22 protein-coding genes are annotated in these 21607 nt (G+C 53.2%); 17 read left to right on the forward strand and 5 right to left on the reverse strand.

Annotated elements, in window-relative coordinates; all coding sequences use genetic code 11:
* Nucleotides 1-641 precede the first annotated feature (641 nt).
* From WCO56_00885 to WCO56_00895, 3 genes are all read right to left on the reverse strand, one after another.
* A complete protein-coding gene (locus tag WCO56_00885) occupies nucleotides 642-1502 on the reverse strand; it encodes a hypothetical protein (protein ID MEI7728097.1) in 861 nt (286 codons plus the stop codon).
* Between the two features lie 30 nt (nucleotides 1503-1532).
* A complete protein-coding gene (locus tag WCO56_00890; GenBank protein MEI7728098.1) occupies nucleotides 1533-2876 on the reverse strand; it encodes a PEP-utilizing enzyme in 1344 nt (447 codons plus the stop codon).
* A gap of 83 nt (nucleotides 2877-2959) precedes the next feature.
* The gene (locus tag WCO56_00895) at nucleotides 2960-3400 is read right to left on the reverse strand and encodes a hypothetical protein (protein MEI7728099.1); all 441 of its coding nucleotides are present in this window, start codon (nucleotides 3398-3400) and stop codon (nucleotides 2960-2962) included.
* Between the two features lie 132 nt (nucleotides 3401-3532).
* On the opposite strand from WCO56_00895, the gene WCO56_00900 reads away from it, so the two are divergent.
* The 17 genes from WCO56_00900 (at nucleotide 3533) to WCO56_00980 (ending at nucleotide 19766) form a co-directional block, all read left to right on the forward strand.
* Nucleotides 3533-4393, forward strand: a complete 861-nt coding sequence (locus WCO56_00900; GenBank protein ID MEI7728100.1) for a hypothetical protein — start codon at nucleotides 3533-3535, stop codon at nucleotides 4391-4393.
* A gap of 91 nt (nucleotides 4394-4484) precedes the next feature.
* Nucleotides 4485-7754 carry a tetratricopeptide repeat protein gene (locus WCO56_00905; protein MEI7728101.1) on the forward strand — a complete coding sequence of 1090 codons (3270 nt, stop codon included), beginning with the start codon at nucleotides 4485-4487 and terminating at the stop codon, nucleotides 7752-7754.
* Between the two features lie 35 nt (nucleotides 7755-7789).
* Nucleotides 7790-7978 (forward strand): hypothetical protein, encoded by a 189-nt coding sequence (locus WCO56_00910; GenBank protein MEI7728102.1) that lies wholly within the window; start codon nucleotides 7790-7792, stop codon nucleotides 7976-7978.
* Nucleotides 7979-7994: 16 nt separating this feature from the next.
* Nucleotides 7995-8414, forward strand: coding sequence for a hypothetical protein (locus tag WCO56_00915; protein MEI7728103.1), 420 nt, complete (start codon nucleotides 7995-7997; stop codon nucleotides 8412-8414).
* Nucleotides 8411-9037 carry a hypothetical protein gene (locus WCO56_00920; GenBank protein ID MEI7728104.1) on the forward strand — a complete coding sequence of 209 codons (627 nt, stop codon included), beginning with the start codon at nucleotides 8411-8413 and terminating at the stop codon, nucleotides 9035-9037. The genes WCO56_00915 and WCO56_00920 overlap by 4 nt, the downstream gene beginning before the upstream one ends.
* Nucleotides 9038-9075: 38 nt before the next feature.
* A complete protein-coding gene (locus WCO56_00925) occupies nucleotides 9076-9870 on the forward strand; it encodes a hypothetical protein (GenBank protein ID MEI7728105.1) in 795 nt (264 codons plus the stop codon).
* 227 nt (nucleotides 9871-10097) lie between these two features.
* Nucleotides 10098-10748, forward strand: a complete 651-nt coding sequence (locus tag WCO56_00930; GenBank protein MEI7728106.1) for a hypothetical protein — start codon at nucleotides 10098-10100, stop codon at nucleotides 10746-10748.
* Nucleotides 10745-11965 (forward strand): hypothetical protein, encoded by a 1221-nt coding sequence (locus WCO56_00935; GenBank protein ID MEI7728107.1) that lies wholly within the window; start codon nucleotides 10745-10747, stop codon nucleotides 11963-11965. Before WCO56_00930 ends, WCO56_00935 begins: the two co-directional genes overlap by 4 nt.
* Before the next feature lie 39 nt (nucleotides 11966-12004).
* Entirely contained in the window at nucleotides 12005-12256 is a 252-nt protein-coding gene (locus tag WCO56_00940) for a hypothetical protein (GenBank protein ID MEI7728108.1), read from the forward strand.
* Nucleotides 12229-13014 (forward strand): hypothetical protein, encoded by a 786-nt coding sequence (locus WCO56_00945; protein MEI7728109.1) that lies wholly within the window; start codon nucleotides 12229-12231, stop codon nucleotides 13012-13014. The genes WCO56_00940 and WCO56_00945 overlap by 28 nt, the downstream gene beginning before the upstream one ends.
* A gap of 11 nt (nucleotides 13015-13025) precedes the next feature.
* Entirely contained in the window at nucleotides 13026-14459 is a 1434-nt protein-coding gene (locus WCO56_00950; GenBank protein MEI7728110.1) for a protein kinase, read from the forward strand.
* Between the two features lie 4 nt (nucleotides 14460-14463).
* Nucleotides 14464-14856, forward strand: a complete 393-nt coding sequence (locus WCO56_00955; GenBank protein MEI7728111.1) for an FHA domain-containing protein — start codon at nucleotides 14464-14466, stop codon at nucleotides 14854-14856.
* Nucleotides 14857-14876: 20 nt separating this feature from the next.
* The gene (locus WCO56_00960; GenBank protein ID MEI7728112.1) at nucleotides 14877-16106 is read left to right on the forward strand and encodes a metallophosphoesterase family protein; all 1230 of its coding nucleotides are present in this window, start codon (nucleotides 14877-14879) and stop codon (nucleotides 16104-16106) included.
* Nucleotides 16103-17332, forward strand: a complete 1230-nt coding sequence (locus WCO56_00965) for a VWA domain-containing protein (protein MEI7728113.1) — start codon at nucleotides 16103-16105, stop codon at nucleotides 17330-17332. The genes WCO56_00960 and WCO56_00965 overlap by 4 nt, the downstream gene beginning before the upstream one ends.
* A gap of 34 nt (nucleotides 17333-17366) precedes the next feature.
* Nucleotides 17367-19058: a helix-hairpin-helix domain-containing protein gene (locus tag WCO56_00970; GenBank protein ID MEI7728114.1), complete on the forward strand. Its 1692-nt coding sequence runs from the start codon at nucleotides 17367-17369 to the stop codon at nucleotides 19056-19058.
* Nucleotides 19059-19074: 16 nt separating this feature from the next.
* Complete coding sequence (locus tag WCO56_00975) at nucleotides 19075-19350, forward strand: ribbon-helix-helix domain-containing protein (GenBank protein ID MEI7728115.1); 276 nt, start codon at nucleotides 19075-19077, stop codon at nucleotides 19348-19350.
* Nucleotides 19347-19766, forward strand: a complete 420-nt coding sequence (locus WCO56_00980; protein ID MEI7728116.1) for a PIN domain-containing protein — start codon at nucleotides 19347-19349, stop codon at nucleotides 19764-19766. Before WCO56_00975 ends, WCO56_00980 begins: the two co-directional genes overlap by 4 nt.
* A gap of 381 nt (nucleotides 19767-20147) precedes the next feature.
* Here the strand turns inward: WCO56_00980 and WCO56_00985 are convergent, their stop codons facing one another.
* The gene (locus WCO56_00985) at nucleotides 20148-20801 is read right to left on the reverse strand and encodes an NAD(P)/FAD-dependent oxidoreductase (protein ID MEI7728117.1); all 654 of its coding nucleotides are present in this window, start codon (nucleotides 20799-20801) and stop codon (nucleotides 20148-20150) included.
* A gap of 192 nt (nucleotides 20802-20993) precedes the next feature.
* Complete coding sequence (locus tag WCO56_00990; protein MEI7728118.1) at nucleotides 20994-21377, reverse strand: hypothetical protein; 384 nt, start codon at nucleotides 21375-21377, stop codon at nucleotides 20994-20996.
* Nucleotides 21378-21607: the final 230 nt, after the last annotated feature.

Genomic DNA, 21607 nt, shown 5'->3' on the forward strand with positions numbered 1-21607 from the left:
AGATGAATGTAAACGGCCGATAATGATTGTGGCATAATGGATGTAGAATGCCCGGTTTTACGAAATTGTGAATCCAATTCTCGCCCTGAAAAACACCAACGGTGTTTTGACCTCCACCTAGGGATGGCTCACCAAGGAAGCAGGGTGGTGAGTCAACCCTAGGTAATGCCCCGTTCCCCATCAACTCCAACGGAGTTGTGGCACGTAGTGAACACGGTATCCATGCTTTGGCCTCAACTCCGTTGGAGTTGATACGCCCCTAACCCCTAACCTAGGGTAGCCCCGTGAGATTATCTCTGACGCGGTGAGGGTCTAGTCCATGTTCTGGTGACCTGCCCTGGGTTCGTTTTGTTTTTCGGTGATTATCTCACGGGGCAACCCTAGGCTGAAGGCCACAACACCTTCGGTGTATGCCAAAACGCATCACGGCACGCGCCGAGGAGGCTCAAATCCATGGGTGTATCTCGGAATTCCAATTCCCACCCTAAAAACGCCAAAGGTGTTTTGTCCTTCAGCCTAGGGTTGACTCACCAGGGAAACAGGGTGGTGAGTCAACCCTAGCTGCTACTCAGTTCTTGCCAATGCGCCAAGCCGCCATTCGTGTCGGCTAATGACATCGCACAACCCGTCTGAGCCTGCCGTTAGTCTCCGCGAAGGACCTGCTTTTGGGGCTCAATGGCGGCGCAGGTCTTCATGAAATCACTGTCAATGAAGTCCTTCAGGGCTGGCAGAAACTGTTCAAGCAGCTTGGGAACGCCCTCCAATTGTTGCTTGAATGACGAACGGGCCGGTTTCAAAAGCTGTTGGCGAAAGTGTTCGAGTTTTTCAAGCAGAGCCAGGTCAGAAGCAGAAAGCAGCCGTTTGCCCTTGAGGCTTCCGGGAAGACGCTCTTTAATGATGTTTGTAATTTCCTCGTTTGCCTGCCGCAGCAACGCAACCTGTTCTTCAAACCGGCCATGCGCCTCCAAATCGTCCGTTTCAACGCGACTGCCGGTTAGGATTGAAACGCACTGGGCAAGCAATCCCTCCAGAATCTGGCACCCTCGGTAAAAAATCCCCATGCGCAGCGTTGGGGGTTGCGCCTTCAGTGGTTCCCATGCCTTCAACTTGGATTTTGCCCACTTTTGAATCTCCGCCAGCGATTCACCGGCGGGAAGTGTGGAAGTGCGTGGCGGCATTTTCTCCTGCGGCAGCATGGCCGCAAGGGTCTTGGGGTCTAGGACATGGGGATCAAAACCTGCCTTTCTGCCTTCTTCCACGTCAATGTAATAGCCGCGTTTTTTCGTGTCATAAAAGATCGGCCAGTTGAGGGAATCCCGAAGGCATTGAAGGTCCCTGAACACCGTTCGCCGATCATGCCTGAATTCCCGAACATCCAGCTCATCCACCAGTTTATCCATGGACGGGTATTTCATGCTTTTGACCAAGTCCAGGACAGCAACGATGCGAACGAGCATCGCTCTAGTGTTGATGGCCTGCGGTTTCGTTAGGCTCTTTTTCATGTAGTCTTGATGTTGGTCGGCTACCCGATGTCAGCAGTTATCTTGCCAGAAATATTCACGCCGCCGCAACCAGGTGTAAAAAGCTGGAAGATCTTCGTGCGCCAACTCCGCGCCATTCACTGTAATCCGGCTGGCTTGGACCCTTTGCGTCCCCAGGCGCACGCGCAACCCAAAGCCCGGCGCCAAAGCGATCGTCCAAGCCTCAGACGGAGACTGCACCGCGCACTCGATCAAAAAACGAATGTCGGAAATTTCAGGCAAGTGATGGAGGCGCAGATTGATTCCAGTAAATTCAAATCCCACCAATTGGCTGCATTTTTCCAGGCAAAGCTGGTGCGTGGGGTCCCAGAGCGCCCGGCAGATGGACTTCCGTTTACCGCGTCCGGTGGAATAAACCAGCCGCTCGATGGTCCTTACCAGCCCGCAAATAATTTTGCCATGGTTTACCTGCGCTGTTTCAGCTATCGGATTTAGTTTGCGCCGTGCGGCAATTGCAGCGTGCTCGCCGGAGCAGGTGTGCCACCGGCGGCAGGCTTTAGTTCGGCGTGGTGGGGTTACCCATCCAGGCAGCGGCATACCGTGCCGCATAAAATCCCAAATTTGCCACACCGTGCCAGCACAACTTGTGGGAACGTGTCCTGTGGCCACCGCGCTCTCAATAATCAACCACAGGCTGCGAAGTTCAGCATGGGATTGCCACGGCTTCGTTTCGATCCTCGCCCGGCCTGCATAGACTTCGCCAGTCATGCCGTCAATGGTCAGCCAATCCCCTTCATGCACTGGCTCAAACCCTCGAATCCGCAACCGCCGTTCCTCCACCTCGAACGTTGCGTTTCGCCAACCAGCAACGCAGGGTGTGCCGTCAGCTTGGCAACGCAGCGCTCCGTGGCTGGCAAAATTCCCGGCCAATTCCAGCACCCCGGCGCACGCCCGGGAAACCTGCTCGTGGACTTTGTGGTGATAGTAGTCAACGACCAGAATTTTGGGAAATCGGGACGCTTTCAACCTTGCAGGTGAAGTGGTCGCAAACACCACTTTGCCAGAAATCGCCCCGCCGCTCCCGGCCACACCTGTTCCGAGCAACGTCAGGTTCGTTTTATCAGTGATCTCCGGGCGCAAAAGAGCGGCGACTTCCACACATCGCGTCCGTTCTAAAAATTCCTCGGGCGTGATGATCCCTTCCGTCAATAATTGTAGCCGTGTCCGGATACTTGCCTGGAACGAAATGAATGCCGGTCTGACACTGTCGACAAAGAGCACCCCGTTCACAATCGTGAACTCAATATCAGCCACATCCCGCAGATGGTGTTCTGCGATTTCACCCACCTGCACCAAGTCCCGGTAAACCGACGGCCAATGTGACTGGAGCGACATAAATCGCCAGCCAGCCTAACCAAGTCGCTGCAATTTTCAAGCGAAACCAACCCGCAGATTTGTACGCCGCATAGTCTTGTCAGTTAAAAGCGTTGCCTGGCTTGGCGCTTCCAAACTCGGCAAATCGCAGCCACCGCTATTTTGGACCGCTCAGTCCCTGCACTGCAATGAATGAGTACCGGCTTAGGCAAGCTTGCGAACGCGGTCTTTACCCTGTCAAGCAGCACATGGCTGGGCACGGCGACACCCAGGTCTTCCTGAGCCACCTGGCGCACCGCCAAGCCAGCATCGGTATAGTAGTGAGCAAGCGGCTGGCCAAGCTGGCGGTAATACACGGTCATTTCATCGTCGGACAGCAGGTTGATGACGGAGCGAATGCGCTGCCGTCGGACCTCCTCCAGCCAGCGGTCAACGGCGGTTGGTTTGACCGTAATTCCGGGGTAGCCGGGCCGCTCGCTGGTGGCCAGCACACCAGGGATAATCCAGTGTATCTCCCCTTCGCTCTTGTCGTGATCGCGCTTCATATTCTGCGGTCAGGGTATCTCCTGCCAGTGACAACGCCGATCATCGTGCCAACGATCGGTCACAAAAGCAATCCACGTAATTTTGCGGGAGTGACAGCGTTTGTCATGGGGACTGTGTTATGCTGCACTCATATGAAAAATTTTGATATTGATCTGGATGAACTGTTGGTAGAACTCGAAGAAGAAATGACAAAACCGACGGCACGGCAGGTCCTCACCGTGCCGGAATGCGACTGTTCGCGGGAACTTGATAGCTTCCTGGACGAGCTGACCACGGCGTTGGCGGCGGTCCCACCCGCCCTGACCCTGAGGTTTGTCGGGGTCCATAACATGAATCCCGACCCCGCGCTGGCGGTCTATGACCTGCTCAGTCGCAAACCGCCCGGCACCAAGCTCATTACGGAGGCTGTCTCGCCCCTGATCTGCGGCAGCGTGCTGGTTTGGCTGGCGGGTGACTGCCGACGCATACGCTCCACCGCGTGGATTTATTTGCGACACCCCGATGCCCGGCGCCACCGCTTCCCGCCTTGGGAAATGGGGGAAGAATGGCAGGCTGACCGTGAGGCGGAGCCGGACTTGCCGTTGCGGGATTACCGGACGGTGTTGCGGTTAATCGGCGGCTATTTCCCAGTCAAAGATTTTGTCGGCAAACAGGTTGCCGCCGCTTGCTTGGACGAGTTTTGCCTGCTGGAGGAAAATGTCTCCCCGGAGCCAGCGGCCCTAACCGCCAAACCGAGCCGCCAGCACAAGCGCGCTTCTGGAAAACCCAACCCCAAGCGGTTTTGGTTCATCGAACGGGGTGCGCAAGGCGGTTATACACTCAAAGGCGGTTGGCCAATCAAACTGCTGAAAAAAGACCCCACCCTGCGCCAGACGGACCTGGGCCACAACTTCGCAACCAAAGAGGAACTGTTAAAGCACTTGGACACCCTCAATTTTTGCCAGGAAAACAATGCGGTCATTGTGGATGGGGAAGAGATTGTGCGCCGGTAAGCCGCTCGCCCCACTTTTTGCTGCTTTTTGCATTGCTAATGTCGTACGGACTGCGGCAGCATCATTACCATGACCTTAGAACATCTATTTTATGCCCGGTCAAGTTGCCATTAAAAACGCCAAACCCGATGCGCTCGCGGTATTTACCGACCGGACCGAGCAACAACAAGTGCTCCGGAAAGTCCTTGGTCCCGCACCCGGATCAGTGCTTGGCAAATCCTGGCTGGTCACCCAGTTTTACGGCGTGGGCGGGGTGGGCAAATCTACACTTTGTCGGCGGGCGTGTGAAATCGCGGCCACCGAGTTCAAGGAGGATGTGGTCGTGGCGGTCACCAGCTTTGATGACGACCGTTGGCGGGAAGGATCGGTTTTCACCGAAGTTTGCGCTGAATTATGCCGCTGCCTTGTGGAACGAAAGGTCATGCCACAGTTGACGGTGGGGATCTTAATGCTGCACGGCCAGCAGACTGGCCGGAATGGCGATCCGGCTGGCGGATTGGACGCGGGCTGGGCCAGGGCGTTTGTTGCCATGGACCGGGGCGTCAATGCGGCCAATATCCCCGGTTTGAGCCTGGTGGTGGATGGGCTCAAGTGGTGGCGTGAACACTCTCACCGGCAGACCTTGCAGGAGCGGCTCAAATCTCTCGGCCTCTGGCCGGAGGAACAATACGGCAAACTGAACATCCCTGACCTTGAAAAAAAACTCTCGCAGGCGCTGTATTATGATGTCATTGACTGGCTCAAGGATAATCCGAAGTTTCATTTGCGGCTGATTCTCGACGGTTTCGAGCGCTTGCAAAGCCGTGAACGGCGTGAAGACAGCCAAAAACGGATTCAGGAGTTTATCGGCTATTTTGCCGGCACCCTCGAACCCGAAGCTTGCGGGCGGTTCCGCGCGCTGCTGTTCGGACGCGAAAAACTGCGCTGGGACGAACTCTACCAGGACCCCGGCTGGAATGACTATTGGACCCAGCATTTGCTCGGCGGCTTGGCGGAAAAAGATGCCAAAGATTTTCTTGGGAAGACCCAGACCTGGTTGCGCTCGCACGGTCAGGGGCCGCTCGCGGATGCCCTGGCCCGCAATGAGAGAGAAATCCTCGACGCCTCGGACGAGAATGTGCATGGCCAGCGGGTTTTCTACCCGTTTTACCTGAATCTCGCCGTGGAACTGGTCGAGCGCGCCCGGCAGCAGGGCAACGATCCAGACCTTGGCCGCGCCCCGGCGGAACTGCAGGACCGGTTTTTCCGTTACTTGGATAAGCGTGAATTGCGGGCGCTAAAAATCCTCGCTCTATCAGAAGTGTTTGACGAATCGCTCTATGACTGGCTGGCCAAGGAGCGCTTGATAGATTATCCAGTCCACAGTTTTCACACCGACCTGCGCCAGGAACACTCCTATTTTCAGCAAGTGGAAGGCCGTCCCGGAGACTGGCGATTTCATCGGTTGTTCGAAGACGCATTGCACGCCCACTGGCAAAGCAACGAAGCAGAGCGGGTGGAGGGAAGGCAGGTGATAACCAGTCTTTTGGATTACTACGGCACTCCACTGAAACAAAAGCCCGAGCGTGACTGGACAGAAGCGGTCGCGGAATCATGGCGGCGTGGGATGGAAATTATTGTCACACAGGGGCCGGAACTGGGATTGCTACAGCTTGAAGAATGGAAAACCCTGTTGCGAGCAGAGCCGTGGTCGATTGAGCACTTCTGCGATTTGGAGATGCGGGAGAATTTCACACGAAGAATCCTCAACGAGAGCAAGCGCATTCTTGGCAATAAGCACCCGTTTACCTTGAATGTCATAGGTACTCTTGCATGGTTGCTCAATGAAAATGCTAAATACGATGAAGCGGAGGAACAGTTTCGGCAACACCTGGAGGGTTGGGAACAACTTGTTGGCCCCGATCATCAGGTAACACTTAATTGTGCGAGTCACCTTGGTTTATTTCTTCACTACAAAAAGGCCGATTACAATGGTGCAGAGCCATTGCTTTGTCGTGTTGTGCTAGGGCGCAAGAAACTTTTAGGCCTAGAACATCTGGACACCTTAGACAGTATCAAAAACCTTGCGTCACTGCTAAGAGACAAAGCAGACTATGCAGGGGCAGTAGCACTGTATCAGCAAGTTATTGAGAGCCAGGAGAAAACGCTTGGTTCAGAGCATCCGGAAACGCGCAAGAGCTGCCGCGATCTTGGGCTTACATATAAAATGATGGGAGATTGCAAGAAAGCAGAAGCGCTTTATCGGCGAGCTGGGAAAACCATGCAAGACATCTGGCAACGTGATTTGGAAGATGCAGAAAAAACTCTCGGGCCATACCATCCAAGCGCTCTTTACAGTGCACATCTACTTGGACTCTTTCTTTATGGAAATGGAGATAATGAGGGTGCTGGAAGGTTACTTCGCCGAGCTTTGGTCGGCTTCGAGAAAACCCTCGGCCCAGAGCATCCATCGACGCTTGGCGTTGCGCAGAGTGTTGGCGTTCTATTACACACAATGGGGGACAATGAAGCTGCCGAGGTGCTGCTTCGTCGATCTTTAGCTGGGTTCGACAAAATCCTTGGCTTTGAACATCCTGACAGTTTAAGGAGTGTCGAGCATCTCGCATCATTGCTTGAAGACAAAACTGATTACAACGGTGCCGAGGTGCTGCGCCGACGGGCACTAGCAGACTCGGATAAAGCCTTTGGTCCGGAGCATCCGGATACACTTAACAGAGTCACAAACCTGGCGCATGTGCTCAGTGATAAAGGCGACTACGAAGGTGCGGAAGCACTGTTTCGCCGAGCATTGGCCGGATACGAAAGAGTCCTTGGTCATGAGCACCCGGACACGCTCTATGGTTGTTGTTTCCTGGGAAAACTGCTATCTGTAAACTGCGACTACACAGGAGCAGAATATCTGTATCGCCAGGCTTTGTTGGGAAGAGAGAAGACTTTAGGGCCAGAGGATCCGGTCACACTCAAGACCGTCATCTGTCTGGGTATAGTGTTACACAATCAGGGAAACCATGATGCTGCCGAACCACTTTATCGGCGGGCTTTGGTAAGCTATGAGAAACTGCTTGGTCCTGAGCACTCGGACACGCTAGCGTGTGTTGATGGCTTGGCATACGTTTTGAAGGCAAAAGGTAACTTTCAAAGCGGATTGGCATTATTGAAAAGATATTCTGCTTCAGAACAAGGCCGAACGGTATTGCGTTATACCACCGCCTGCTTAGAAGCATTAATCGGCAATATGGAGGGAGCCAAGTGCTTGATTGCCGAGGAAATCGCCGCCAGGCCCGCCGCCCACGAGCAGGCTCTGAAAGACGACGACCTGAAACCCATTCATGATTTCATTCAAAAAACGCTACCAACTTAAAATAGTGATTCCCTCACAAAATAGAAAGAATAATTATGAACGAGATAAAAGAAGTTCAAAACAAATTCGATGCAGTATTTGACAGCGTCATGAGCCTTGCTAGGCAAAAAGTTTTGACTGGCGATGCGCTCAGCGAACTCCAAACCCGACTTGGTACGCTCCAGCAGGCAATCAACGACCTGAAGAAAACCTGCCAGGCACCATCCGTGTCGCATAAAACTTGATTGAAATAGCAAGTTTATGAGTGATGAATTCGTTTTCACCGATAAAAAGGGCCGTTTAATCCGCATCGAGTGTTGTGATCCGACGATTTACGCCTACCACGGTATGGTGAAGATCGGGGAGTTGGATTTTCAAGACTTCGACGACGATGGCCTTATTATGTCCTTCATTGAGGTCAAAGACGGATATAGACGTGCAGGAATCGCTGTCGAGATGATAAGGTTCGCTAAAGAGCGTGTGGGTGACTTTATTCTTCCTGGGTTGGGTTGGAACGCAAGAAGGGACGATCAGCTTCACACGACACAAGACGGACGGGCCTTGCTGAATTACTGCTTTAAGCACGGCATCCTCTCGCCAAAGGATTGCGCAGACTACAAGGAAAGGGCCGAAGACCAAGATTCTGGAGAACCACCCAACGAGGAAACCTTGACCAAATGACGCCGTCTGAATACACGAATAGCGTAGGGCAACGAGCCGAGCAGGCCGTGAAATCCTTTTTGGAAGGCGACGGTTACAAAGTTATTCCGTACGGAGTCGAATATACACTAAAGGATGTCGCTGCTCTAAGCACTGAAGCCTATTCAGCGCTTCATCTTTCCGATGTCATTACGAGCGCCCCGGACTTTTTCGTTTTGTCGCCATCGAAACAGGGCTGGTGGCTTTTGGAGGTGAAATACCGCAAGTGCTGGTGCGACCTTGCGCGAGACGGTTTGAAAAAGAAGCTGGAGATGCAGGCTCGGTGCTGGAAAAGAGTCGTTGTTCTGATCGCAGTCAAACATCCCGTCGGCCCAGACAAGTTGTCGACCAGTTACATTCGCGCGTGCCAGTTGTGCATGGACAGTGGCAGATTGATGGCCTATAGAACGAACTCAACCGAAGGCAGGGAATGGGATGCTATCGAGTGGGATTTTCTTGATCCAATCGAGGCAGTATTTGGCGCTTGCTGTCAAAATATGGCAGGAATGAAGCGCCTGAATAAACTCGTCGAAACCATCAAAAAAATGCCGGAAGACTCAAGCGACAAGAATATGATTGATAAGAATTTGCTGCGAAAAGCTTGAGATAAAACACATCCGAGCAAACCAACTCCTGAACACCAATGAATCTTTTTGCCGATTGCCGACCGCAAGAGTTTGATCGGGACGATGTGATGGTGTACCATGAACTGGGCCATATGGTCACATGGTTTAGTTACGGGAGGGAAATTGGCGCGATAAGCTTTAAGCGTTCACGAGAAGGCCGTCTGTCGGAGGCAAAAGCGGCAAACGTCAATCCACCGAGTCTGGCATGCAAACAAGATGCCGAGCAATTTGCTGAGCGCATACTCGCCGGTGAATCAGCCGCCCGCCGCAAATTAGGCAATATTACACGCGATCAGATTTCGACGATGGAAATCGAGATTACACCCAACACTAATATCCTCGCCCTCGTGCATGTTGCGCACACAAAAGAAAGAGCGGCACAGTTAATTTTTGAGGAATATTCTAAAGGAAAACAAGATTGGTGCAACTCAGCACGCTTTCGGCTCGGAGGAGACATTCCACCAATAAAGCTCGAAATTACTGCCAAGACCGAAATTCCTGCGCTCCTGCTTGTGGGGCACAAAGATGACGATACAATGCGGGCCATTTGGGTAGCATACGAGACGGCGAAGCCGAAATGCTATGAGAGGTTGCTTGTTCGACTGGGGGCGAAACCGAGGTGGTATAAATGGTTGCGAGTTCGACTGAATCGAGCCATCGCTGTTATTGATACGCATTGGGACGCGATTGAAAACATCGCAAAAGAACTAATAACACGACTTCCGGCACAAGGCCGCACGGAAATCTTCTCGAAAGATGAACTCATTTTACTGCTTGAAAGGGAAATGAAGAAAAAGGCGGAGCGACAGTAAAATGAACAGAAAGAAAAACTATGAGTGAACCTAAAAAAGAAAAATGTGATTGCTGTGGACGTAAGATCGTACTGGTCAAGTCCGGCTGGAAATTCGGCGAATGCGAACTGTGCGGCTACACGACTTGTGAGGAGTGTCTCCCCGAATACAGCGGCGGGCGGACCTGCTGCCAATGTCCACACTGTGGCCATTTCACGGGATTTGCTCAAAAAAGCAAATATTGAGCTATGCCTGATTCGTTGGATGCCCACAATCCGCCGGGGGGCAGGCCCGTGAGCAAGGCACCGGCAGGATTGCCACATGAACTTTTTTCCGAAGGGGATCTGGCGGATTTCCTGCTTGACCGTTGGAAACTTGCCTCGGCGGAGTTGCATGCCGCCAGGCTGGCTGGCACAACGAACAAAGAAAAATTGAACGACACTGCGATCATTGATCGGTACCGTTTGGCAACACCTTCGCTTTTGACTGGATTTAAAATCATCAAGCATGGCTGGGAGGAGACCCCGTCCGCAGACCTGGCCCCGTCCAGGCCGGGACCTCAGGAAGATTTTGACAGCCACGAAGATTTTCTCCAGGCACAAATTGATTACTTGGAAGCCCGCCTGAAACGCGCCTCTTTGCGTCGAAGTTACATCATTGTCAGTATTCCGTTCGAGGGAGACGGCGATCTCCTGCGCTTTCGCCCGCCTGAATGTCCCGGAGTGCCTCCCCAGGGTGTGGTTAGCGGACCAGCCATTCAGATGAAGTTCGAGAGGGCTGAGCCAGAGGACGCAGCTTGGAAAGATGCGTTTCGGGAGGACTTGCAAATGATTGATCGCTTTCTCACGGCCACCCGCGCAGCGGTTCACGGATTTAACCTTCAACTCGCCAGCTTATGAACCCCATCGAAATATACGCCAACGGCCAGAAGGTTTCCACGCTGGCACTGGAGGCGACCATCGGACGCGCGCATTTATCCCGCGCGCATGCCGACGCCAGGTTCTTTGCCAACGAACAATTCAGGCTCAAGCCGACGGCGAGTGGCTGGACTATTTCACCCGTGCCCGGCACGGTCAACCCCACACTCCTGAACAATGCGCTGCTGCTCGGACCTCAGCCTGTTGCCAGTGGCATGACCGTAAAAGTTCGTGGTGCGAATGGCTTGGTATTGGAACTCCGTATCCCAAGTACACCAGCAACCCATTCCGCCCCTGTTCCGGCTTCCCCCGTCTCGTTCCCAACTCCTGCCGCCCGGATTCCGGATGCCCCGCCGAGACCAGCCGTTATGCCACATGGCAATTTAGCCTCCACAATTTTTACCCTGCAAGACATCCTGAACCGGATTGAGGCCAACAGCGGCCAGGCCCAGCAGCACAGGTCAAACGCCACCTTAGCCAATGCGGGTGCGGCGATCACCTATCTCCTGACCAGCGGTTCCAAGAGAAGAACGGTCCGGACCGTGGGCGGGATAGCCGCACTCGGGGGAGTGCTTTACGGCAGCAGCCAAAGTAACCAGGCGGCCAACTTGGATGCGCAGAATAACACGCTCATGGATTCCGGATTGAGCGTCATTGAACTGGAAGGGCTTTCAAACCTGAGGTCGGAAACAAATCCTGATGCGGTGCATAGATTTCTGGAACTGGTGCTCCGGCTTGGCGCTCAAGTGGATGACGTGATCAAACGCCAAGGCAGCCGGATGAAAAACATGAGCTTGCTCGGGCGCAGCAAACAGCAACTGCTCCTGGACGCGTTGCATATTGATATTATCGCCAACAAACTCCGATTGCATCGGATTTACAACCAGATCGATAGGACAAAGACTTTTCCCGATTATGCCGGCGAGTTTACGCGAAAAGTTTCCGGCATTAACGCCGCGAAACTCCAAAAAGAGGGGCTTTATGCCAGGATAATCATTGGTGTCCTTGTTGTCCTTGGAATTATCCTGACGAATGCGAGCCCAGCCGCCGCCGCACTCCTTTTGGTCGGCTTGGGATTTTGGGGATTTAACCACTTTTTCCCGGTTTTCCCGGAGACAAAAAAACTTAGAAACGCCCTGAACACCCTGATTGACGGCTTGCAAAATCAACCGACCATCCACTCGTTGACCGTCACCTGACCCAACGCGCAGGTCTTTTCATCACCAGTATATGTTGCCATGAATACGGTTGAAATTTTTGAAAACGGCCAGAAGCTGATGGTCCGGCATCACCACAACCGAGGGTGGCAGGATGGCGGTGCCTGCAAGTGCTGTCCATCGGTGTCTGGTGTGCAGATTAATTTGGGTTTTGGAGAGAAAAGGAGCTTGCTTTATGGCGGTTTCTTGTGGAGTTTCATTCAGTTGCACAAGTTTGATTTGATAGTTTTAAATAAAAACGAATTATGGCAGACAATAAAATCAAAGGCGTAGTGGACATCGTTGTCCTCCTCGATGTCACCGGCAGCATGCAGGAATGCATTGATGCCGTGAAAAACAGCATCTCCACCTTCATTAGCGGTCTCGCCGTTAAAGATGCCAACAACGAAGCGCCGATCAAGGACTGGCGCATGAAAATCTGCGGCTTCCGTGACCACCAGGCAAACGAAAGCAATTGGTTCGTGGATAATCCGTTCGTTCGCGACGTGGCGGCGGTTCAAACCCAGCTAGCCGCTCCAACCATGCAGGCTTCCGGCGGTGGAGACGAACCCGAATCTCTTCTCGATGCCCTTTTTAAGTTGGCCAAAATGGAGCAGGCTGGTGTTCAGGATGCCGAAGACCCCAACAAGTGGCGGGCGCGAGGAACCGCTGCTCGTGCCATCATCTTCTTTACCGATGCAACGTTCAAAACCCCGATGACGATTCCCGAGGCCGCGGGCGGCGGCGTGCCGGATGTTATCACAGCCATTATTGCCAACCGCATCATTCTCTGCGGATTCTGTCCGGAATGGCAAGGGTATCTCGACCTCGCCTCGGCGGACCGTGCTGAGTTCGAGTTTGTCGCCACCGTCGCTGATACCCCTGCCTTGGCCGGTCTCGGCAAGCCCGGCGATGAAGGGCATGCGGCAATGGTGGCCGCTGTCAATGCGCTCAAGGCCAAGGCGTCCAACAGTGCCGCCTTTACCAAGGTAATGCAGCAACTGGCTAAAACGATTTCAAAATCTGTCGCAGTTGAAGTGGCAGCTTGCTGATGCTTTGCCCTATGTCCACAGAATATAGCAGTGGCGTTAAATTCAAAGAGGGCGATAAAATAAAAGGGTATCAAATCGTCAAAGCCTTCGATCCGGGAGGGTTTGCCTTTGCCGGAAAAGCCAGGGCGCCAACCGGACGTTCGGTGTTCTTCAAAAAATATAAACGTCCAGGGGGATCCTCGCCTTGGTTAACGGGTTTTATCGCCTACCAGACTGAGCTTAAGCGTCGAATTCAAGCCGATCCAGCCGCAAAGGCACTTTGCTACGAGTTCATTGAGTTCTTCGAGATGAACAAGCCGGGTGGGACAGTTCCTCTGCGGGCCTTCTATCAGGTCTTTGAATGGGTGGAAGGTGGAAAAGACCTCAGCAAAGTTCTGGAGGAAATCAAAACCAATCCTGCCAGTTACGATTGGAACCAGCGCGTGATCTTCGCACGGGTCATGATGGCTGGCATCAATGCCATCCACAAAGCAGGGGTCATCCATACGGACATCAAACCCGAAAACTTCTACCTCCTGCCGGAGCCAGCTATTGCCGCCAAATACAAACTTCGGGTCATTGATATGGATTTCTCGCTGTTGGACGGCAAGCAAGCGCCTTGGCATGGACATGAGGGTTATGTTGGGACACCCGGGTACCTTTCCCCCGAGCATCTCGCGGGAAAGGTTCCACTTAAGGCGTCCGACGTTTTCACACTCGGCCTGATAATCGGCCAAGTGCTGGGGGGAGGACATCCAGCCGCACCGGCACTCGATACCTATGAGGATCAGGTGAACAATGGCCGGCTGAAACCAGTCACTGTCCAAAAAACGATTGAGAATGTTGCCGACTTGGATTTCCTGAACCATGTAATCAACGGCTGTTTACGCCAAGAGGCGAACAAACGGCCCACGGCGGAGCAAGTGCTTATGGCGTTGAATGGTCGGCTCGCGGAATGGGATGGCAAGCGGCCAAACACTGCCACCCCAGCGATTATTCCTTCGATTCCGCGTCCAACATCCGCACCAACTGTCAAGCCCACGCCGAAACCACCGGTTCCAGTACCGGCGGTGTCACCGATGCCGCCGCCATCAGCTCCAGCGCCGGTGTTGCCACCTCGTCCCTCCCCACCAGCGCCTACACCCGCAACTTCATCCCCGGCAGCATCCGCTGGCGTCGAATTGATTGGCCCTGCTGGCCAGAAACTCAAGGCGAACATTCCAACAAAATTCGGGCGTGATGCGTTTAAAGCCTGGGGCGAGGATTATCAAAAATTCATCAGTCCGGAACAGTTTCGGCTGTACAAGGACGCCTCTGGTCAATGGCTTTTGGAGCATTGTACCGAGGCAAAGAACGCTACCAACGCCAATGGCTGTTTAGTCGCTGCCCCAGTTTCGGTGCAACCAGGGATGATCATTACGCTGGGTAAGACTGGAAAGTGTCCAATAACGTTGAATTTGGGTTAACCCTATGCCTTGGAAATGCCCACAGTGCGGAAATGACAACGCCGATTCGGCAGTAACCTGCGTATTCGGCTGCGGTTATGTGAAGTTTCCACCCGGCGTGGTTTTTGTTTCCGACGTCACTGGCAAGGAAATCCAGGCGCGTATCCCCACGACCTTCGGCGCAACCGCCCTTAAAACACTGGGAGACTCCGAAATCAAATACGTATCCAGCGAGCAGTTCAAGTTGGAAAAGCGCATAGACCAGGGCGGTTGGGCTATCATAAATACTTCCTGGGCAACGAATCCACTTTTTCTAAACGGATCTCCTATCCCGCCCGAGGGAATCATCCTGAAACATGGCGATAAACTGTCCATCAAGGACAAGTTCTTTCGGCTAACCATTCGCTTGATCAGCTAATCACCGATACTGCGAAACCCATGAGCAACGAAATGCCAAAATCCGCGTTCCTCAACGAACTTGGAGTTAAAATTGGCCAGGTAATTTTCGGCACTGATACACAAGTGGATGATTTAAAACATGTTCCGGAATCAAATAAAATGGATGTTGCTATCCCTGCAAGCGAAGTTAAGAAAAATCAAGCTGAGCTCTTAGCACCTCCCGCCAACGCAGTCCCCGCTGACTACATTTCTGCTACCGATGCCCTAAAACGTATCCGGGCAGGAATGGCGGCTATCTTCCAACGCGCTGCTGCCAAGGTTGATTCTGGCGAATTCCCACTTATAGGCTGGGGATTAGCCCTCCCCCGAGTGCAAAAGCTGGATCCTGAACAGGCAGGTAAGCCATGGTTTTTTATCGGGGACATCCACGGAGATTTTCTTGCTTGGCATCGGTTGTTTGAGCGGGTGCGTCAAGAAAAGGATTTTCGCCTGTGTTTCCTGGGCGACCTTGTGGATCGCGGGCCACTGGATATTGAATGCCTTGCCGCTTTGTTGGAGGCAGTGGAAAAGCATCCCAACCAGATCCTTTGGATTCTTGGTAACCATGACGAGGGGTTGCGGTTCAACCCGAAAGCGGAGAAACGGTTTTCGTCCAGTGTAGAGCCTGCTGAGTTTGCGGATTATCTGAATGAAGCCCATGCAGGTATCGCACCCCAACAGTTGGAGGAATGGGGCAGGCTTTTCATCAACATTTGCCGGCGACTGCCAAGAGCGATGCTTTTCCCTGATGGGCTGCTGGCTACCCATGGCGGAGTGCCGCTTCAGGACCGATGGGAAACGCTCAAGACCTTGGAGGCGTTCCACCATGAAAGGGTCTTGGGTGATTTTACCTGGACGCGAGCGACAAACTATCCGACGAAACAAGGTTGGAAATATGATCCTGCCAAACGTGCAACTTCCTCGGCGTTTGAGTTCGGCTACAAAGACCTTGAAGGCTTCTGCAAGGCCGTCGAAACAGTGTTTCCGGTAAAACGGGTTGTGCGCGGGCATGACCATGTGGAGAACGGCTTTGAAGTGCCAGATAAATACAAGAGTATCCCTTTGCTGACCCTCAACGGTTTTGGATTCAACTGCCTTAACAGTTCCGTAGCCGACTATCGCCCCAAACTGGTGCTGGGCGTGGGCGTCCCTGGCGAATTGCCCCGGGTCGAAGAAGTTTCCCATCTTCCTGAAGAGCATGCGGGGGTCTATCTCCTTGCCATAAAATGAAACCACAAAATGTTGACCTCGTATTGCTGGTGGATTCCAGCGAGAGTATGCGTCCGTGCTTCAACCAATTGCGTGAGCACCTGAAAGACCTGCTCTACCCATTACAACAAGCGAACTTCAGAGTGCGCTGCGGTGTGGTGGCCTATGCCGCCGCGCCTGGTCCCGCTGGCCCGATCTACGACCATACGTTCATAGGCGGCAGTGGGCCTGATATGATTCAGAAGCTCTACAGGCCACAGGTCAGCGCCAACGACTTTTTCACCAGCGATCCTGCCGTGATAGCCAGGGTGTTGAGTGGTTTGGAAGCCCAAGGCAACGAAGACACCCTCCTCGCCTTGGACATTGCCGCAGATTTCCCGTTCGGCCCTCCGGATTCCACTCGTCGCGTAATTGCCGTTTTCACCGACGAACCACTGGAAGCAGGAGTGTCGGAGGCTCAGCCGGTGGCGAAAATTCCTGAACTAATCCAGAAGCTGATGTCGCGCCGTATCCAGTTGTTCGTCTCCGCCCCCTTCAGTGGGGCCTTGGAACAACTAGGTTCATTGGACCGTGCGGAAATCGAGGCGGTGGACGGTGGCGATGGATTGAAGTCGGTTGACTTCAAGAAACTGCTGGCGCAAATGGGCAAGAGCATCAGCGTTTCGTCAATGCAGATGGGAGCCGAGCCAGCGTGGAAAAAAGCTATCTTCGGGCAGGACCGCTGGACGGCCAATCGTGCCATTACAGACGCCAATCGGCGCGTGGTCCTGTCTGTGGGCGAATCGGCCCGGCTCAACACCTCGCGCCCCATCACCAAGATCAATGTACGTTTGCAGTGGACAGCATCCGTGGACTTGGATTTGCACGCGTTTTGCCGGACAAGGGGCGGGCAGGATGAGCATGTGTATTTCGCGAATGATTCTGAGTCTGACATTAGTTTGGATAACGATGCGGGTATAGGTGACAGGGGAGGGCAAAACGAAGAAAATATTACCATCACCTCCCTAGACGGTTTTGAGGAAATTCTCTTCGCCACCAAGATTTTCACCAAGGGCGGAAGTTATGCGGATTATGACGGGCGGGTGGCTGTTCAAACCAACAATGGCGATGACATCGTCGTGCCATTGACCTCGCGTGAGCGAGCAGACTGGTGTGTCATTACCAAGATCACCAATGGGGCAAACGGACCTTCGGTTACTAACGTAAACCGAGTGACCGATGACAAACCAACTGTCGATCGTTTCTGAGCGGACTTAGCGCGCTCGCCACTGGTTCTTGCTTGTGTCACCGTTCCCAGAAGCAGCACTGATTGAAGCGGGGTTTCTCCGGCAGCGCTGTCGTGAGCCAATCGAGTATTATTGCCCGGATTGTGGTACTCCGATTTCGGATTCAGATGCCACTGGGCCTTCTTCTTTAGTGGATCTAAATTCAGCAAGTCTTGGGGAGCTTAAAGGCTTGCCTCGTGTTGGGGATGTGCTGGCGGTTCGAATTACCATTCATCGTCCTTACAAGTCCGTCGAGGATTTGAGAAATATCAAGGGCATTACAGAGTTGTTATTCAATAAATTGCAGCCACTGGTTACAGTGCGAGGCAAGGGTGAAAGCGAAGCAATGTTATGCCCGGCTTGCATGAAGCCTGTTGTTTCACCTTGCTTAAAATGTAAACTTTGCAAGGAATCCCTGCCTGTCCGAACTGGGAGTGGAGAGCGTGATTGCCTGTCGGCTGAGGCCTATCGGCGCGGCGATTGTGCCCCGTCTTTCGCGCCAGAGGAACCACTTTGGGCCTTCAAGAAGGGGGAATCAAGTCCGCTGGAAGTGGCAGCCGAATCGGAGTTGCGACGACAATTTGCATCGAGTGAATTGGACGGTTCTGCACTGGTTCGAGGAGCATTTCAGAACGATTTTATTAATGCGGATGCGTGTCCGGAATTTCGGGATGTTGCCAAACCACGTCCCGAGCCAGAACCCATTGATCCCTTATGGGAGTTCAAGAAATTCTCAAGCTCGGTGACGCAGACAGCCAAGCAAAGCGAATTGATTCAGCAGTTTTTGGATGGGCGTCTGGATGCGGAGACTTTGGTGCGGAAAAGTAGGCGAGGCAGATTCGTCCCGGCGGGCCAGCACACCCTGTTCGCCTCCATTGCGAGGCCAAGGGCGGTTCCGCCGCCTCTCCCTTCAGCGCCACGCCCGACAGCCGCCCCACCACCAACGCTAGCTCCGATCCCTTTGCCAGAACCCACTCCCGCACCGCCACGAGCAGAAAGCTTCATGTGGCGTCCTGCAGCTGTTGGCGTGGGCAGCTTCCCTGTGTCCTGCCTGGTCGGTGTGGCTTTGGACCAAATTAAATTTCTGGGATCTAAAGTGGACAACATGGCGGCGACTTTCATTTCTGCAGCACTTATTTCGTTCTTTTTCTATTGTTTGGTGAGCGGTGCCTGTGGAAGGTCTCGAATGTTTGTGCGGGCCGCTGTTGTGGGGGGGCTGTTGTGGCTAGCCGTTGGTAGCCCTATGGTTAGCCTGGTAATTGATCCAAGCATGCACTCAAAGGTCTTGGTTCATATCTTTCCTTTGAATTGGTGCGCTGGGCTGCCGGAGGATGACTGGAAAACCCTGCTGATGGGAAGCATACTGGTCATGCCGTTTATCGCGGGGTTTGTCGGAAGCAGCTTGGCGGCATTCGGTGCGCGTTATCCAAGGACTGCAAGGTCACTGTTAACACTTTACTTGGCTGCGATAATCACGGGCTTCGCAATTGCGATCCTGTGCTGGAAGACCGGTTTCGCCGTTTCAGGAGATCACACTCCTGGTTTGGCACAGTTGCGTCAGCGTACCATTCCTGCTGGGCATCGCCAGTCAATCAAGACAATCGCCATTAGTCCTCAAGGAAACACGCTTCTATCGGCTAGCGGAGACGGAACGATTAACCTTGGAATAGAAAATTGGAGCAGGGAGGCATTCATATTATTGGGATAAGCTTAAAATAGGTATTGTGAAAATAAATGGAGCGTATTACCATACTGGAGTGACAACGATATCGCTCAAATTACCGAAGCACCTACTGGCACGGCTGGAGAAAGAAACACAGACGAGACATACCACCAAATCGGCGCTGGTTCGTGATTGCCTCGAACGCGGTTTAGACACGCCCGTCTCCGCTGGCGAGAGTTCATGCTACGATTTGGCGCGTGATCTCGCTGGATCAATCAAAGGTCTGCCTAAAGATTTGGCTGTTAATCCGAAATACCTGGAAGGCTTTGGCCAATGAATGGACCGGTGTTATTGGATACCGGACCGCTGGTAACTTTCCTTGCCGACGGACTATCGCACCATGACTGGGCATGCGAACATTGGAAGCGGCTCCGACCACCCCTGCTAACGTGTGAACCGGTATTGACTGAGGCGGCTTTTCTACTCAAACGAGAGGACCATGAAGCCGATGCTATCTTTGCCTTGCTTGAGCGAGGCGTCTTGCGGGTGGCTTTGCGCATGGATGAACATCAAGCGGATCTTCGGAATTTGATGCATCGTTACCGTGATCGTCCCATGTCCCTGGCGGATGCTTGTCTGGTTCGTATGGCGGAATTACACTCCCACAGTGTCATCTTTACTTTGGATAACGACTTCCGGATTTACCGACGCCATGGAAATAAAATGCTATCCCTGCTTATTCCGGACCGATAGTTGATAGGAATTTGTTTTTCAGCACTGTTCGTACTTTCACTTGTCGCGTTGCGGTAAATATACCGCCTCATCCAGCAATCCGTGACCACTCACCCCTACCGTTAAACCCGAAATCCGAGGTTGGAACAGATGGGGTTGCGAAGAGGTTGGATGGCCAAGGCTTTGCGCCGACGCCGCCGTTATCAGAACCCGATACCGGCAAGGAGGCTCAAAGCCTTGGGCGCCAACCCGCTGAAACAAGACCGCCGTGAGCTACTTCGGATTTCGGGTTAAATCCTCCCTTCCTCCTGGCCGCCCTATTCTCTGCGTCTCTTCTACGGCGATTCTTTCCCCATTTTTCTGCCATCCAATTTTTCTGCAAAATCCGCCTTCCCGGCATTCTTATCCTGGTTCGCTATTTGCCTGGTCGTCACCCATCCCGCACGCTGCTTTGAATTCATCCATTCCCATCTTTTCAATCAGGCTCCCCAGCCTTTCCCTGGCCTTGCCCTTGGCGGCATAGACACGGACAATTCGCTCAACCAGCGCGATCACCTGCGCTTCATCGAGTTGGTCCATGAGCTTTTGGGCGATGCGCGGTTTCGCGCCCGCCGCGCCTCCCACATACACCGAGTAACCGCCGGGAGTGGCCACGATCCCGATATCCTTGACCAAAGGCTCCGCGCAATTCCGTCCGCATCCCGACACGGCAATGATCAGTTTGGACGGCGTGGGTTTGTTGGAAAAAAGCCGGTCCAATTTCAAACCCAGGGCAAACGAGTCCTGCAGATTGTTTTCGCAAAGGTAGCCCCCGGAGCAGATCTTGACTGGCCGTATCGAGGCCCCGGAAACACTATAGGTCGGCAGCCCCATGAGATTCCGGCCTGCCTCATTCCGCTCCGGGTCGGTTATGCCGCCAATGACCAGGTCGCCGCTGAGCTTGAGCCTGGCTTCGGGATACTTCTCGCAAAGGTCCGCCATCTTCCGGAGGGCATCCGGGGTCATGACCCCACCGGGAAAGTGGGGGGCGATCATCGTCGTAACTGGTTTATTCATATTGTGACAGTGCGCTGGTACTGTAGCGGCCAAGTCCCGGCAAGTATTTGACTTGAATCAAGCTTCTTGCGGTTCAACGATGCGTGTCCACTGCCCATATGCTGGACCAGCTATCTCCATTGTGGGAACGTCCCTCTCCATTCTCCCAAACCCCTGTCAAATATTTTTTGCAAAAAAATATGTCGCGTATTGTCATGGTGTGGCGCGAATAGTGTATTCATTGTCCAATATAAATACGCGCCCAGAGCAAACCGGCAGTGTCGCCAAAAAATCCGGGTGTATAGGTAGCGGTGCAAAAAACGATGCACGACATGGATACCAATAGTCAGACTGGAACCAGAACTGGGGAAGGCGGCAGCCCCGACCGGCGATATCAACGCCGGTCAGGTAATCCCATGCTGGTGCCAGGAATTGCACCGTTTCTGCCTCGTTTTTGCGCCATGCCTCCAGATTGCAGCCGCACGCGTCAAAACCAGGGTGACAAAAAGTGCAAAACTCCCTCCGCATCCCTCCCGGCGGTAGCTTTTCCCTCATTTTTATGCCCGTCAATTTTTCTGCAAAATTTGAGGTCTGCATGCGGTCAGAAATCGGTCAACAACGTACCGATTCCGTTCAGTTTTGTTCAGAAACGTACCGGTTTTGTACCGATTTTAATCCCAAAAATTCTCCACCGTAGGACCTCGCTCATCTCCCGAAAATATCCTCAAACCAGGCTTGAAGCTGCTGATTGTAAGCAAGTTAAAGCATATCCTGAATCGCTAAAGCCGCGCTTGAATCGCCCGGTTCCAGAACACCGTTCGGTCAAA

It is taken from the genome of Verrucomicrobiota bacterium (assembly GCA_037139415.1).
Lineage (GTDB): Bacteria > Verrucomicrobiota > Verrucomicrobiia > Limisphaerales > Fontisphaeraceae > JBAXGN01.